Source organism: Parapedobacter sp. GCM10030251, from assembly GCF_042666505.1.
Classification (GTDB): Bacteria; Bacteroidota; Bacteroidia; order Sphingobacteriales; family Sphingobacteriaceae; genus Parapedobacter.
Genome location: NZ_JBHTDN010000006.1, coordinates 237115 through 252192 on the forward strand (window position 1 = coordinate 237115; position 15078 = coordinate 252192).

Sequence of the window (15078 nt, forward strand, 5' to 3'; positions counted from 1 at the left end):
CTTTCATTCCATGGGCGGATTGGCGCGACCAGTGGTCAACTCAGGTAGGTACATCCGCCAAGTAATCAATTTCGCCCGCAGTTCTTTGACGATATCGGGGTGCTCATCAGCTAAATTAGTCGTTTCATAGCGATCCATTTCCATGTCGTACAGTTCGGGGTTGTTCTTATGGTAGTCCATGATCAACTTCCACTTTCCAGATCGGATGGCCAAGTTGGGACTTCGGTCTCTCCCGCGCGGATAATTAAACGCATAATCATTTCTGCCGTATTCCCAATACATATCCTTGGTCCGGAGTGCAGGCGCTCCCATCCATACAGCGGTGCGGTCTTCGCCATCGCCTTTGTAATTGGTGGGCAGCGTAGCCGATGCGATATTGGCCAGTGTCGGGAAAAGATCAGTCGAATTCAACACGGAAACGCTGTCCGTCGCGCCAGCCGGCACACGACCCGGCCAACGGACGATGAACGGCATGCGTATGCCCCCCTCGTAGAGCGAAAGCTTCGTACCCCGTAGACCACCGTTACGGCTGCCTTTGAAGCTCGGCAGTGCGCCATTGTCGCTGGTGAAAATCACCAACGTATTTTCAGCGATTCCCAATTCACGCAACCCGTCGAAGAGCCTGCCCATCTGTTTGTCAAACTCAGCCAACACGAGCTTGAATGCAGCCTCTTCCTTGGGGTTCATCGGAAACTGGCCCGCCTGCCGCCGGTTCTCCTCGGGCACCCACGGATCATGCATATCGTCGGGCCACAGGTTTACGAAACACGGCGTCCCCCGATGCCGCCGCAAAAAGTCAAGCGTCTTATCTACGAAATAAGCCGTGCGATTCCAACGCTTTACGCTATCCACGTCAGACCATATCCAATCGGTAGCTGTCAATGCCGGATCCGGCTCCGGACTTTCATACGTACTGGCATGCTCATCAAAACCATATTTGTCAAATTTTGGTGCATTTTTGATGTCGCGACCACCCCCCATATGCCACTTCCCGAAATGTCCGGTTGCATAACCATCATTTTTCAGTACCTTGGCGATAGACGGTGCATGGACATTGAGGTAGTTGGCTTGCTCAGCAAGTTCATTGCTCCGCCTATTATTGAGAAAAGTTGTAAAATTCCATTGCGCGGGAAACATGCCCGTGAGGATACTCGTGCGGGAAGGGCTGCAGATCGGAGAAGCGCTGTAGTATTGTGTAAACCGGGTACCTTCCTCCGCAAATCGGTCTAACTGTGGAGTTGGCACGAAATCGCCGCCGAACGCTCCGATATCGCTAAAACCCATATCATCCGTCAGGATAACGATGATATTGGGCTGCTCCTGACCCCAAGAGGCGGAAGTCTGTAACATTAATCCGACTAAGAGTATACTTTTAACAATGCGTTTCATAATCGTTCGATAATCGCAAACGCTTACTTTTACTTTGGTAAGAAAGAAGCGAGGTAACATGGTCCTTTATGGTTAATAATCGTTCATAATACAAAAATAGCCCAGAGCGCTTCCATAAAACCACGATATGTTATCCTTTTGTAGTCAAAATATATCTTTACATTTCGCTAATTAAGATAAAACGGGACAAATCACGGTTATTGTGTGATTTCACCGGCAATCCTGTCTTCGTTCGATCGGATTGCCGGTGAAATGACCATATAGCAGCGAATATAAAGTCTATAAGTACGAAAGCGAATTTACTTTTAATTTCGATTGGATTGCCCATTGAAAGTAAAGATTCACAGAAACATCCGATAATTTTTACATTTGTAGGTAAATCTTAATTTTCATTCCGCACTGGACTGACGACAATGAAACGAGGAAGGGGCCTGTGCCAAGACGCGTGGTAATCTCTATGAATACCAAGCCACAGGGGCCTATTCCTTGAGCGGCTACGTTTTCTTTCATGCTCAAATACCGACTCTGGTAGCGTGATTTATACTGCATACCGCTCATCACTTCAATACCGACAATATCTTCGGCCCTGAAATGCTCCAAGTATGGGCGCAGGTAATTCATATATCCTCTTGGGTCGCCGGGGCGTTCGTATTCGCACGCAGCACATAACCGCGCTACTATAGCGTGCCGCCCGACAGGTAGTCAGAATGGTCGCGCGGGATGAAGTTTTTCGCGGGGGAAAAAGCTTTCGTTTGCTGGCCAAACGTGAAACCTCCTTTGATAATGCCATCGACTTACCGCAGCAAGAAATAATCCGCAGAAAAAAGCCGAGAGTTAACAAACATGGCCGTCCAAACATCTGCTTACTTATTACCGAGCAGCAATTTAATATTTCGCGATAGTCTTTGCAAGAGCGAAGCATCTTCCGTTATGATTTCGGCAGATCCCGTTAAGCCTGTGGTCAGCTGGATCCGTTGGTTACCGCTCATCGTCAGAAGATCGACCCGGGAGAGAAATATACTATCCTGATGCGGGACCTTATTTATTTGACCAATTTCACCTTTCAATACCCCAAATTCTTCGAAGGGATAGCTATTCAGTTTGACAAGTACCTCCTGTCCTACGTGCACCTTACCCATATTGTATTGCGGCACGTTCAGTTCACCGAAAAAATCGGTACTACCTGGATTGACATAAAAGACTTCTTGGCCCGCATCAATGTGTTGATTCTGCTGGATGATCCCCGCATAAACCACCGTTCCGGATTGGGGCGAGGTAAGCACATACCTGTTCTTCCACTGTTCGGATTCGCTGATAAAGCTATTCAATGCCTGTATGAACTTGGATTTCTCCTCTCCGATCTGGTTGTCGAGATCGGCCAGTTCCTTCATTTTGGCCGTAAGCGTGGCCTCGCTAGCCAACATGGTCGATTGCGTTTGTTGCAGGGGATGCTGCTTTGCGAGCAAGGCAGCCCGCTGCTGCTGAAATTCCGCTGGGGAGATCACCTTACGTTCGGCTAGTTCTTCATATCGCTTGAACTCTCCTTCTGCCAGCGCATATTCCCTTTCCTGAAGTTTCCGTTGGTACTCCAGTTGTGTCCGCTGTTCGCGAACATTCTGAATATCTTGCAGGATGTATTCACGTCGCTTTAGGTATATGCCACTGCCAGTAGCAGCCTGATAATTCAGATAAGATTGATAAAAGGATTGGTAGCTATTTTGCAATTCCCCTAGTTGCAGGTTAGTCGGTGCATTCACCGATAGTTCAGCAAACGCTCCGCTTTCCTGCTGCGCATCTCTAAGTGAATGGAGCTGTGCCAGTAAATCCAGCACCTGCTTGTGATCTGCCGTGCTCTCCATCCAAGCAAGCGGTTGATCGGCGTTTACCGAATCCGTCTCGTTTACCAATACGGCGACTAAGTTTCCGGAAACTTTGCTTATTACCGTCTTGGGTGCGTTGGCCGCATTGATGCGGATATTAGTCCGCACGATTTCCGGGTAACGGACAAAAGCCGATAAGGCCACGATGGCTACCACAACCACAAATACCCATGTGATTCCCCAGCGCAATAACGCGGAGGGCGGTGTTCCGATAATATCCTGGATATCCTCCGTATGGATTTCCTGTCCGTTGTATAGTGTGGTCTGCAGGAAACCTCCCTTCTTGAATTTCATTTCGTCGCTATCCCGCTTCATATGCCACCGTTAATTACCCAGTTCCAGTTGATTTTTAACTAACCGGTAGTAATCTCCCCGTTTGTCGGTCAGTTCATGATGCGTTCCCTGCTCCACTACCCCTCCCTTATCAAGCACAATGATATTGTCGGCGTGGCTCACCGTACTAAGCCGGTGGGCCACGACAATCACTGTGCGGTTCCTGAAAAATCCTTTCAGGTTATCGATGATGACGCGTTCATTGTTGGCATCCAGCGCATTCGTTGCCTCGTCCAAAAAAATGTAGTGCGGGTTTTTATATATCGCTCTAGCGATAAGCAACCGTTGCCGCTGACCTTGGCTGACGCCTTTCCCGGCTGCACCGATCCTAGTCCGCAGTCCAAAAGGCTGTTCCTCGACGAAGTCTTCCAGGTTGGCCATACGAATCGCCTCCTCTACCCGGTTGCGATCTGGGAATTCATCGCCAACCGCGATATTATTTTCAATGGTATCGGCAAAGATAAATCCATCCTGCATGACCACCCCGCAATCCTGACGCCAGGTCGCAAAGGCAATCTGATTGAGCTTAGTGTGTCCAATGCGGATCTCGCCGGCCTCGGGTTCGAAGAATCGGAGTATCAGTTTCAATATGGTAGTTTTTCCGCTACCGCTTGTCCCCACAATAGCCGTAGTCTTTCCCTCGGGAAAACATAGGCTGATATCTTTTAATACTGGATCATTGCCTGCGCCCGGGTATCGGAACGTGACCGAATGCAGAACTATACCTTTGTTTTCCGGCAACTCCCTCATCCACTCACGGTCTACGGGCTCTTCATCTTCCTCCCCATAGATTTCGTTGATCCGTTCGAGGCTGATTTTCGCATCTTGGTAGGACTGGATGAAACCAAGCAATTGTTCAATAGGGCTACTCACCATGCCTACGATGTACTGTATGGCCATCATGCCACCCAGCGTAATGTCACCGTCTATGACTGCTTTGGCGCTCATGAAGGTGATGAAGATATTTTTCAGCTGATGGATAGCCATGGAACCCGCTTCCTGGTACTGCGATAGTGCTAGGCTTTTCACTTTGAATTTGAATAACTTGGCTTGTATTCCCTCCCATACCCAGCGCTTCTGCCGTTCGCTGTTGTTCAGTTTGATTTCCTGCATGCTGCCGACCAGCTCCACGATGTTGGTCTGGTTTTCCGAAGAGATGGCAAACCGCTTGTGGTCGAGCTCGCGTCTCCGTTTGAGGAAGAGCAATATCCAGCCCGTATAGAGGATGGTACTCCCCATAAAGATGAAGAAGATACCGGCATGATAAAAAGCCAGCACAAAGCCGAACACGATGAGGTTTACGAACGAGAACAGCGTGCCCAACGTAGAGCCTGTAAGGAACGATTCGATCCGCTGTTGATCGTTCATGCGTTGCATGATATCGCCCGTGGTTTTGATTTCGAAGAAACCCATGGGCAACTTCATAAACTTGATCAACAGATCTGTCAGGATAGAGATATTTACGCGGGTACTAATATGGAGTAATATCCATGAACGGATAAAATTCACACCGGCCTGCCCTACGAACAGCGTCAGTTGGGCAATGAGTATCAGGTAGATGAAATTGATATTGCGTGTATTGATACCGATATCGACGACCGATTGGGTGAGGAACGGGGCTATCAACTGCAAGATAGTGCCTAGTAGCAAACCCAGTACCAGTTGCATGAATAACCTGCGATAGGTATAGAAATAACGCAGTACCGTGCCCCATCTCAATTCATTTGCTTTGTCATCCTCTTCCTCATAAAATTGCTGAGTAGGGCTCAACACCAATGATAAGCCATCATACAGTTCTTTATGTGCAAACCAGTTGTCCGTGAATTCCTTTTTTGTCAATACGCGTTTGGCATTTGCCGGATCGGCAATGTAATACCGGCCGCCGCGTATTTTATAAAGTACCACAAAGTGATTCTGCCGCCAATGCAGGATACTGGGCAGCGTGATATCTTCCAACTGCTCCAGTGTAAGCCTTACCCCCTGCGTACGGAAACCAAGCTTTTCCGCAGCTTCACTGATTCCCAAAAGATTAACCCCACTTTTAGTGACCTGGCATAGCTGCCTTAGGCGGTATATCGGTAAATTCCGGCCATAGTGCCTACAGATCATTCTGAGGCACGTAGCGCCGCAGTCCATCTGGTCTTGTTGAATATAGTGAGGGAACAGTCTCAATGGGTTACTTCAATTAATTATGCATGACGCAAAGCCTTTTGTTATTTCTTTATTCATTTTCGCTAACGCCGAGGCAACTACCTGATGCATATCATAATATCGGTATTCCGCCAATCTTCCGCCGAAAATAACGTGTGGAACTGCCTTGGCCATATCCCGATACTGTTGATACAACTTCATGTTTTTAGCGTCATTGATGGGATAGTAGGGTTCTGTATTTGTTCCATGTTGCTGTGGATATTCCCTGGTAATCACGGTATGGGACTGTTGACCAAATTCGAAATGCTTATGCTCAATAATACGTGTATAGGGCACTTCAAGTTCGGTGTAATTGATTACAGCGTTTCCCTGATAGTTTTCCATTTCCTTCCGTTCGTGCTCAAACCGCAGGCTACGATAGTCCATCTTCCCATGCTGATAATTAAAAAATGCATCAATCGGCCCCGTATAGATGACCTTTTTAGCAAGTTCATTCCAATGGGTGCGATGCTGTAAATAGTCCGTATTGGTCTTCGTTTCAATACCGTTCAATAGGCCACCGATCAACACGTTGTAGCCCCCAATGGGTATTCCTTGGTATTTATCATTGAAGTAGTTATTGTCGTAGTTGAAACGCAGGGGAATTCGCTTAATGACAAAAGCTGGTAAATCCCGTGGGTGCCTGCCCCATTGTTTTGCTGAATATCCCTTGATGAAATAATTGTAAATATCAAAACCGACCATCGACAACGCTTGCTCTTCTAAATTGCTAGGTCGTTTGATATTGACTTGGCTAACCTGCTCTGCGATTTTCCGTTGTGCTTCCTCAGGTGTAGTAATTCCCCAAAGCTGGTTAAATGTATTCATGTTAAAAGGCAGATTGTACACCCTGTTTTGATAAACTGCCAAGGGACTATTCGTATACCGGTTGAATCGCACGAAACTATTCACATAGTCCCATACCTGTTCGTCATTGGTGTGAAAAATATGGGCGCCATAAACATGTACATTAATTCCGTTGTCGTTTTCACAATAGACATTGCCACCGACATGTGCTCTTTTCTCCAGTACCAAGCACCGTTTGCCTCCTTTTTTGAGTTCATGTGCACAAACGCTACCGAACAGTCCGGAGCCGACGATCAAGTAGTCATATGGCTTCTCGGTCATAGTTCGACGATTCTTCGTTTACTTGATTTTTATGCGCCCGGATTACTTCCTTGAAAAACTCCACTAATCGCTCGGCATAATGATCGAACGAGAACATATGCCGGTTTTTCCAAACATTCGCCCGAATCTCGGCCATTCTCTTTTTGTTTTTCAATTGCGCGGCCAAATCCCCTATTGAATCAAAGAAAACTCCCATATCCAAGTTCCCGACCAAATTCTCAGTAGCTACAATGTGTCCCTTGTTACGTTTTTGAATCATCGGAAGCCCGGCAGCTGCCAGTGTTGACATCCGGGCTGGATAATTCAGATCGTCCCACGTACACCTCATGAGCTCTCCATGATTATCACTATGAAAGAAGTGCAGCCAGCCGGCATCGTATTGTGAATACTCGTAGACCCAGTCTTTGGGTTTACACTGTTTATGAAGGTGTAAGTGGCCACCTGCTACTTGCTTGCATTGCTCAATCCAATTTACCCAAGAAGTCTGCATGTAGTCACCATATAAGTGTAGATGAATATTGTTTCGTGCAAGCTCTGCCATTACGGTTGGCGTAATACCGTACGGACGACCGGAAGACACGGTATGTATAGCATTGTTACTAAAAGACAACAATGATGAAACCTTATTACCAAACCATTGACTCGGCGGCAAATCGCCATCTAGCACCAGCGTCGGCCGACGACTATCGGGAATAAACTGACTATACCACTGTTTGTTCTCCGGATTGATATAAATCCTTCCGTCGGCATTACAATAGAGTTCCGTCAACTCCTTCCAAAGGCCGAAACTCCTGCAGAAAAATGGTCCTTCTTTAAAATGCCACACGAAAGGAATACTCGGATTCGCCCGCATCACATAATTTGCTAAGGGAACGGCCTGATAGTTCAGTAGTGCGTATATAATATCCGGTTTGATTCGCTCAATTTCCACTTGCGAATTGTCCATATCCAGATTGACAATATTACCAAAGGCAAAATGACCTACTGCATTGTAGCTATGTGGACTATCGATCCAAAGACCATATAATTGATGCCCGAATTGTTCTAACACATGAAGCCTTTCCGGATTATAGCCCAATTCGCCTACAACCAATATTTTTAATTGATCTTGCTTTAACGGTTGCCATCGAAAAGGTTTATACTCTTCTATTTCATCTATGTAGTTTCCTACTGTTGAATGAAAACGTATGGCTTTATTAACTTGGTAATACCGCTTGTAATGGTATATACCTCCTAAGTGACTTTCCCTAATAATCTTATGCCGCTGATGGGGGTGGTCAACCCATTCGCAGGAGACCTCCCTGGTCCCCACAAACGTTCCTTCCGTGGCTAGCTTTGACCAAAACATGCGATGCAAATCGTCGGTAACCAGTTCATCGCGTTCCATCCAACTTTGTCCTGTTTTCTTATGCATGACTTGCACCAATTGCAAGGAATGAATATTACCTATATCAACAGATGATAGTCTCCTAGACCCGTTTGACGTATCTTGATAATGGCAATTCATGTCTGAATAACAAAGTACGGCAGTATCAGTGGTTCGTAGTGTGCGGCAAAGCAAGCTCAAGTGATCAGCATAGTAGATATCATCTGAGGGCAAATAACAGATATAAGGGAAAGACGCAAGTTCAAATCCTTGGTTAAGGCACTTCCCGAGCCCTTGGTTTGTCGCATTTTCGACATATCGAATACGATCGTCTTTTAAGTATCCAGCCAACGTATCGAGGGTGTAATCAGTAGACCCATCATTGATAATGATTAGCTCCCATTCTTGGTGATTTTGTGCGAAAAGGCTAGCCATAGCCCTGGAGATGAATGCCCCTTGATTGTAAGTAGGCATAATGATTGATATACCATTTTCTTTCATGTCAACTTTGTTAAATCAGGCCTGATGACGATGCAACATCACGAATTTTTTCCAATCGGGAAATCACAAGTTCACTTGATGTCAACTTTTCATTAGACAGTGAGGGATTGTAGAATTCCTTACGCCTCGAAATAAAGGGGAATAGCAACATTTTGTTGCTCGTCAATTCTCGAAATAGGCTTTCTCTGGTTGACTGTTCATTGAAACTTGTCTCCAAAATCTTACCAAAGACAGATCTATATAAGACTAAAAAGGAAGCAGACTTAAAGGCGCCTATCCAGAATTTATCCTTCGTAATCGGCACAGCCATATCAAAATCATCTACGCCTCCACACAGTAATTCCAGACCCAGATTATTTAAATCAATAATCTGTCTCACAAACCTCTCTCGGACATAAAATTCCGTAAACTGATGATCGCTTTCGCAAATAACAATGACATCGTCTTCATTGAATATTGCTTGCCGAACGATATTTTGAAGACTAAGCCAATAAGCGATCTCATAATTACTATGTGTATGCGATTCGATAAATTGGATATCAAACTCCTCCTTATCGTCAAATTGACAAGTGATATCGCTATTTTTCTTTTCTCCGATTATCGGACTGAGAATATACGTACTAATTGATATACCTTCGGTTTCCCCTATGCCAACATCCCCGTGCCTAACTAAAGTCATTCTTTCCTTATAGGATTGAATGACTTGATCGACGGCCTTTACTCGTTCCGCCGAATCTTTAAAAAGCGTTTCAACCCGATTCGTCTCGTTATTCTTGGTTGTTACATCTGAATAGCCAAATTCTTTTTGTATCGATATAAATGGGAATATAAAATATATCTTATCACTCAAAGCAGATATTCTATAATCAGCCGCATCGCCAGCGTAAAACGTTGTATTCAATATCGTGTCATAAAACTTCCTAAAGATGACGGCGAACTGTAACCCAGAAAATTTTTCTACCCAATACAAATGCTCCGTTATGGGTACACAATTTGTAAACCAGCTAACGCCTCCTAAGAGGATATCTGCATCTATTTCCTTTGCATTTTCTATTACATTAAGCAATAGGGCTTCTGAATAATCGGATGTAAAGGTATGGTCATCTTCACAAATAATCACGAGATCTTTTTCGCTATTACAAGCGGAATTAATTATTTGATTAATTGTTTTCCAAAGGCCTATAGCTCCTATGGGATACTCGACAGCTTTTACAACCTTAAATTTAAACTCCCTTTTTTTAACTAATTCTCTTGAAATATGCCCCAAACGATCGACCCGTTTCTCTAGGTTGATAACATAAAGCTGTATAGCCGTTCGATTTCGCTGATAAGGTTTACCTTTAGTTATTGCCATGCTAACCAAGTTTGCTGAAAAATTAGGGCCGATAAACTTGTTATCGGCTTTTAAATAACAGTCTAAATAGCGAGGACGATTTACGAAGTCTATTTTTTCTCGGTCGATTGGTGCTTTACAACAGCTGAAAGATAGGCTTTTTAAATCGACCTCGCATGCAAACTATTTATTTTACAGAAAATAGTTTCACACGCAATGAATTAGCATCCCTGCGTATTGTAAACTCTATCAATGGGAGCAATTGAGAGATTTAACTTGCAACTGCATCCTCCCGACCCGGTAGGGGAACAGGTTGAGTCATACGAAAATGTCCCCATTATTTCCGGCCCTTGTTGCCCAGGAATAAAGTAAAAGACCTTACATGGGGCTGTAATACATAGAGGTGTTAATCCTGATCCTCCGTCACTACCTCCTGATCCTCCAAATACTGTCTTTAGTTGATCTCGGGTTAGAATTTCCTGAACGTTTCCTAAATTTAGCTTTAACTTTTTCATTTTTAAAGTTTTCACAGTTATTTTCTATTGAAAAACACCGTATGTTTGCAATTCAATTATTTCAAGCCTGCTGAAGTTGGCAAATCCTTGTTGTAGCCCTTTCCTAGAAAGGGTTACAACATTTTTAGTAACTGCCTTAGATAGTTTTTTGCGTATTTAAGTGTTCTTTGCCAGATTTTTATGTGAAGTAACCCCTATACATTTATAATCTCACTATTTACAGCCTTTCACTTGATACTCGGTAGTCATGCTTTCAACAGATACTTTAAATCCTTTATCGAATACACATCAGGTAATTGGTACCCATCCACAAAAAATGTCGGTGTAACGTTTACTGCTGTCTCGTCACACCATTTTTTCATCTTTGCTAATTTCTCACCCTGTTTTTCCAACTCACCATTCAAAGGGTACTTCTTTGCAAAAAAATCATAGTCCTTCTTTTCCGCGTTGTACCAATCACCTAATGCCCGTTTCAACATCGACTCATCTGCTTTCTCGGCAATTGCCATTAAATGTTTAACAGGTGGTGCTTTGATGTCTTTCTCATCGTCTCCAGCAGTGAAAATAATTTGCACCTGAACGTCTGGATTGCCATGTATGATCTCTTCAATGATGGGATGGGCAATCGCGCATGGACCGCAATAAGGATTGCAGACTTTAATGATTTTGTGTTTTGCACTGGCATCGCCTAATGTAATCCCCAATCCCGAAGGGTCTATCGTAATGGCTTTTTGCTTACTTAATAGACTTTGAAAAATCGGTAGGTTATTCTTTAATCGCCGAAGTTCACGACCTTGAGCTTCCCCGGCCCTCGCTCTTTTTAGCGCCGACAACGAAAACTGCCCTACGATAAAAGGGAATAAAAACGATAATAGTAGCGTAACCCCATCTCGTATCGACAAATCGTCGATAGGAAGAAATGGCCAACCGGCTCTTGTAGCAACGACGGCCTGTAACACCAATACAGCTTGGATATAAAGACACAGTCGGCACCATTGCCTAGCTATCCATCGTTGATAATAAATAGAAAAACCGGTATAGGCCACGGCTAGCAAACTAAGCCAACCAACCATTTGTAAAAACTTGGCATTTTCTAACCCTCCTATGACTAAAATCAAAGTCGCTCCCATAAAATATGTAAAGCCGATCAAACTCCAACTCACACCAAACAGATTGGATGCCTTCGAATTGAGAATTGCACCGCAGTTAGCTTTTTTTCCTCCGCTGCCGCACACTTTTTTTAATGCCGGATTGTGTTGGTCGACCTCATACCATAGCAAAAGCGTCGTAATAGCTATACCAGAAAAAAAAAGCAACAGATAGAAGGAGAACAATATCCCTTGGGTTCGCTCCAGAAACATTGTACTACCTATAAAAACTAAAACTAATACCGACAAAAAGATGAAACTGCCTATTTTTTTTCGACTTTCATTCTTTTCCAGCTTTCGTTTAACAGCAAAATCTTGTTCACCTGCGATTTCCCTCGGCTCCGCCACTAACACGAAACCAGTAAAGATTTCGGCAAACTCATTTAACGTAGAAGTCTCCCAAATACGCTTTTCGGGATGGAAAAACTCGAGCGAACCGTCAGTCTTTGGATTGACGACAGTGAAGAATTCCCCATGATTATCCGGAAGTTTAATTTGCGTTATGAAGGGAATATTTACCTGTTCTAATTGTTCGCTTGTTAACTTAGCCGCGAAAGTTTCAGCACCGAATTCTGAAAACGCATCGCTTAGTGCTAGCATACTGGGATAATCTGGATGCTCGTCAACGGATCTATATAAAGTATTCCTCGTTACACGAAGGTTAAGCAATCTAGCGTAGTGCCAAGCGACGTCGTTGATATTGTCTGATGGATACATCAGATTCTTGACTAACGAAAACATGTTTTTTAGTTCTAATTGATTAACGAAGTTATAGGCTCCTTTCGAATATTTTACTACGCCTCTACAATTATTCAATACCAAGCTCAGCGATATCTTCGTAATTGCCGTTTGTAGGTTCGACAACTTGATCAAAATTTTCAATACGTCATGCTCATAATGAAGACTATAAGAATATTGCTATCCACCATCCGGAACGCATATTCCCGAAGAGGGGCTGAGACAACGCCAGAAAGTGGGACAATTACACCCAGTTCCAACCGGAGGTGCGGTACCTCCGTGACAGTACCCATTATAACAATAGGCATCCATTCCATAGGAAGCCGTGCAGTCCAACGTAGAATTGCAGTTTCCATCACCACTTCCACTACCTCCAACTATTTGCTTCAGTTGGTCCCTTGATAGAATCTGTTCGACCTTACCAAGGTTCAATTTCAATTTCTTTATCACGTTTTTTAGAATTATTTTTCAATCACTTAGTTAAATAATCTACCACAAATCTGCTCAAACTGACAGGTTGGGGCTCGCTCAGCCTAAAGCCAACACGACTTTAGCTAATAACATATCGGTGTCTTTCCGAACTTACACTTTGCTGATCGCCATCAACATCGCAACATAAATTTGTGGACGATTTGCTCTTAAACCATGTCATAAGACAAGATTAAGATTTACACCGTGTTAGCACGACATAGGATACTATCCGTTATATATCTATTGATTATGAAGTCATAGTGTTCTCGCATTAAGTTTTAACTGGCAAACGAATTCTGAATTCATGGGTACCTTCGAATACGTATTTGACTTAATATTACGGCGCTTTAACAAAAATTCAAAATATGATATACACTCAACTTCAAATAATGTCACGCCAAATGTTAAAAGGACATTGGTATGTCACCACTTTCACTTGAAATAAGAGCTAAAAAGGACTTTATGTCACCGCTTTGTTGGGTTGTGATTAATTTATGCAATTATTACCCTGGCGGTACGATCAGCCCTCAAGAAAGCAGCAAAAGATCAGGCTTGTCAGGGCAGCTAAGGTTGCCCACAATTCAGCAATTATTCTTGCTCATTTCTAACTCCACTAAAACTCCATTCCGTAATCAATCTAATCGCCTTCCGAATCTCCATCTGCCCTAACTCGTCATTTAGATCAATTTCACAAAACGCAATTTTGTGAGATTGAGCGGATAAGGATATATAACAAATTCCCCCTATCAAAACTGCTATAATCGATCTGAAATTAATATTGGATTTTTCAAAGCGAAGACTCATCTTCCTAAGCACATGGCTACTAGTTTTTTCCCTTATCTCATTAATCTTTAAAAAAACCGGGTGATTAGGTTCATTTAAATGCCATAACGTAAGCTGCTGTAGAACTTTATCATGATAAAATATACTCATTTGCTTTTCCAAGTAAAAAAAGACAATTTCTTGCAAACTCAACGACTTGGACTTTGTTAATACATTATCAACGTTATCTACGATATTAATCCAATAATCTTTCTTTAGGATAAACTGTTCCAATAAGTTGTTATAACTACCAAAATACCGATATATAAGCCGCTTATCTACTCCGGCCTTTTTGGCCAGCTTATTCACTCCCAACCCCCCATACCCTTCTTCCAAGAGAATTTCTTGTATGGCATTAATTAGTTTTTCTTTGGTTTGTGTGCTATTTCTTTTCATGATAGGATTGAATTGATTTGACAGGTAATAACAGATGAGGCTATTTCATCGGTTACATAATTTAGGTTTAGATTTAGTCATATACCTCATTTAGGAGTTTATAAAACCATCGCAGGTATAAATAGGAATAACCGCTACCATCGATTATCGACAGTAGCGGTCACTTAACTTAAAAAAGGATTACCGCAATCTTACGACCTGCGAATAAATTGCTTGGTCTTTGCCTTCCGGGCGCAATGCCACGCGCGCAAATACAGGTTTCCCGGCCTCGAAATCACCATTACCTGTCAAGTCAAGCGCCTCGGTGACCGTAGTTCCTGCGGTAACGCCGTCGATACGAAGGCGAGCGTTATTTGACACATCGTCAACGAAAGAGGTCTTACCGACTAATATCAATACGTACTCAATGTCCCTACCGCCCGCCACTTCGTTTATTTGAAAGGACGCGTTGACAGTGCTTCCACTTAATGAAAGCTGCACGTTTGACAACGTATAGAAAGGCGTAACCTCAATATCCACGTTGGCAGTACCTTTTACATTGACTACAGTCGTATCACGATCATTCACCCACGGGCCGTTGTTATCACGAGTTACTAACTTATACTCACCGTCGAATACTTTTGCTTCAAACGTACCGTCTTGTGTTACATATACAGGAATGGGGTCCCGCAATTCGTATCCATCTTGATAAAGTTGAAGCTGAACCGCTTCACCCGTACCACGCACGCCTACCGGCTCACCGTTATAGACAACCCGTCCTTGTATCTTCGATTCCGGTGCGTCATAGTTATCCAGTCCGCAACTGCTTACAGCTACAATCACTGGAAGCAGCAACATATTCATATATTTTCTCATTGTTATAAGCATA

General features: G+C 43.6%; 10 protein-coding genes. All 10 read right to left on the reverse strand.

Annotated features, from left to right (window positions below):
- Window positions 1–3 precede the first annotated feature (3 nt).
- On the reverse strand, window positions 4–1389 hold the full coding sequence (locus ACFQRK_RS17290) for a sulfatase (protein WP_379008941.1): 1386 nt from the start codon (window positions 1387–1389) through the stop codon (window positions 4–6).
- Between the two features lie 363 nt (window positions 1390–1752).
- The gene (locus ACFQRK_RS17295) at window positions 1753–2010 is read right to left on the reverse strand and encodes a hypothetical protein (protein WP_379008942.1); all 258 of its coding nucleotides are present in this window, start codon (window positions 2008–2010) and stop codon (window positions 1753–1755) included.
- Window positions 2011–2252: 242 nt separating this feature from the next.
- On the reverse strand, window positions 2253–3584 hold the full coding sequence (locus ACFQRK_RS17300) for an HlyD family secretion protein (protein WP_379008944.1): 1332 nt from the start codon (window positions 3582–3584) through the stop codon (window positions 2253–2255).
- A 9-nt stretch (window positions 3585–3593) separates the two neighbouring features.
- Complete coding sequence (locus ACFQRK_RS17305) at window positions 3594–5774, reverse strand: peptidase domain-containing ABC transporter (RefSeq protein WP_379008945.1); 2181 nt, start codon at window positions 5772–5774, stop codon at window positions 3594–3596.
- Between the two features lie 9 nt (window positions 5775–5783).
- On the reverse strand, window positions 5784–6920 hold the full coding sequence (gene glf, locus ACFQRK_RS17310; RefSeq protein ID WP_379008947.1) for a UDP-galactopyranose mutase: 1137 nt from the start codon (window positions 6918–6920) through the stop codon (window positions 5784–5786).
- On the reverse strand, window positions 6901–8787 hold the full coding sequence (locus ACFQRK_RS17315; RefSeq protein WP_379008949.1) for a glycosyltransferase: 1887 nt from the start codon (window positions 8785–8787) through the stop codon (window positions 6901–6903). The genes glf and ACFQRK_RS17315 overlap by 20 nt, the downstream gene beginning before the upstream one ends.
- 10 nt (window positions 8788–8797) lie before the next feature.
- A complete protein-coding gene (locus ACFQRK_RS17320) occupies window positions 8798–10141 on the reverse strand; it encodes a hypothetical protein (RefSeq protein ID WP_379008951.1) in 1344 nt (447 codons plus the stop codon).
- Between the two features lie 739 nt (window positions 10142–10880).
- On the reverse strand, window positions 10881–12524 hold the full coding sequence (locus ACFQRK_RS17325; protein ID WP_379008952.1) for a vitamin K epoxide reductase family protein: 1644 nt from the start codon (window positions 12522–12524) through the stop codon (window positions 10881–10883).
- A gap of 1056 nt (window positions 12525–13580) precedes the next feature.
- Window positions 13581–14210 (reverse strand): TetR/AcrR family transcriptional regulator, encoded by a 630-nt coding sequence (locus ACFQRK_RS17330; RefSeq protein ID WP_379008954.1) that lies wholly within the window; start codon window positions 14208–14210, stop codon window positions 13581–13583.
- A 180-nt stretch (window positions 14211–14390) separates the two neighbouring features.
- Window positions 14391–15065 (reverse strand): DUF3823 domain-containing protein, encoded by a 675-nt coding sequence (locus tag ACFQRK_RS17335; RefSeq protein ID WP_379008955.1) that lies wholly within the window; start codon window positions 15063–15065, stop codon window positions 14391–14393.
- Window positions 15066–15078 lie beyond the last annotated feature (13 nt).

What these genes read in the sequence shown, in the direction of transcription:
- ACFQRK_RS17290 (WP_379008941.1), bottom strand. Translation starts at nt 1,389, where the DNA reads ATGAAACGCATTGTTAAAAGTATACTCTTAGTCGGATTAATGTTACAG.
- ACFQRK_RS17295 (WP_379008942.1), bottom strand. Translation starts at nt 2,010, where the DNA reads ATGAATTACCTGCGCCCATACTTGGAGCATTTCAGGGCCGAAGATATT.
- ACFQRK_RS17300 (WP_379008944.1), bottom strand. Translation starts at nt 3,584, where the DNA reads ATGAAGCGGGATAGCGACGAAATGAAATTCAAGAAGGGAGGTTTCCTG.
- glf (WP_379008947.1), bottom strand. Translation starts at nt 6,920, where the DNA reads ATGACCGAGAAGCCATATGACTACTTGATCGTCGGCTCCGGACTGTTC.
- ACFQRK_RS17315 (WP_379008949.1), bottom strand. Translation starts at nt 8,787, where the DNA reads ATGAAAGAAAATGGTATATCAATCATTATGCCTACTTACAATCAAGGG.
- ACFQRK_RS17320 (WP_379008951.1), bottom strand. Translation starts at nt 10,141, where the DNA reads ATGGCAATAACTAAAGGTAAACCTTATCAGCGAAATCGAACGGCTATA.
- ACFQRK_RS17325 (WP_379008952.1), bottom strand. Translation starts at nt 12,524, where the DNA reads ATGTTTTCGTTAGTCAAGAATCTGATGTATCCATCAGACAATATCAAC.
- ACFQRK_RS17330 (WP_379008954.1), bottom strand. Translation starts at nt 14,210, where the DNA reads ATGAAAAGAAATAGCACACAAACCAAAGAAAAACTAATTAATGCCATA.
- ACFQRK_RS17335 (WP_379008955.1), bottom strand. Translation starts at nt 15,065, where the DNA reads ATGAGAAAATATATGAATATGTTGCTGCTTCCAGTGATTGTAGCTGTA.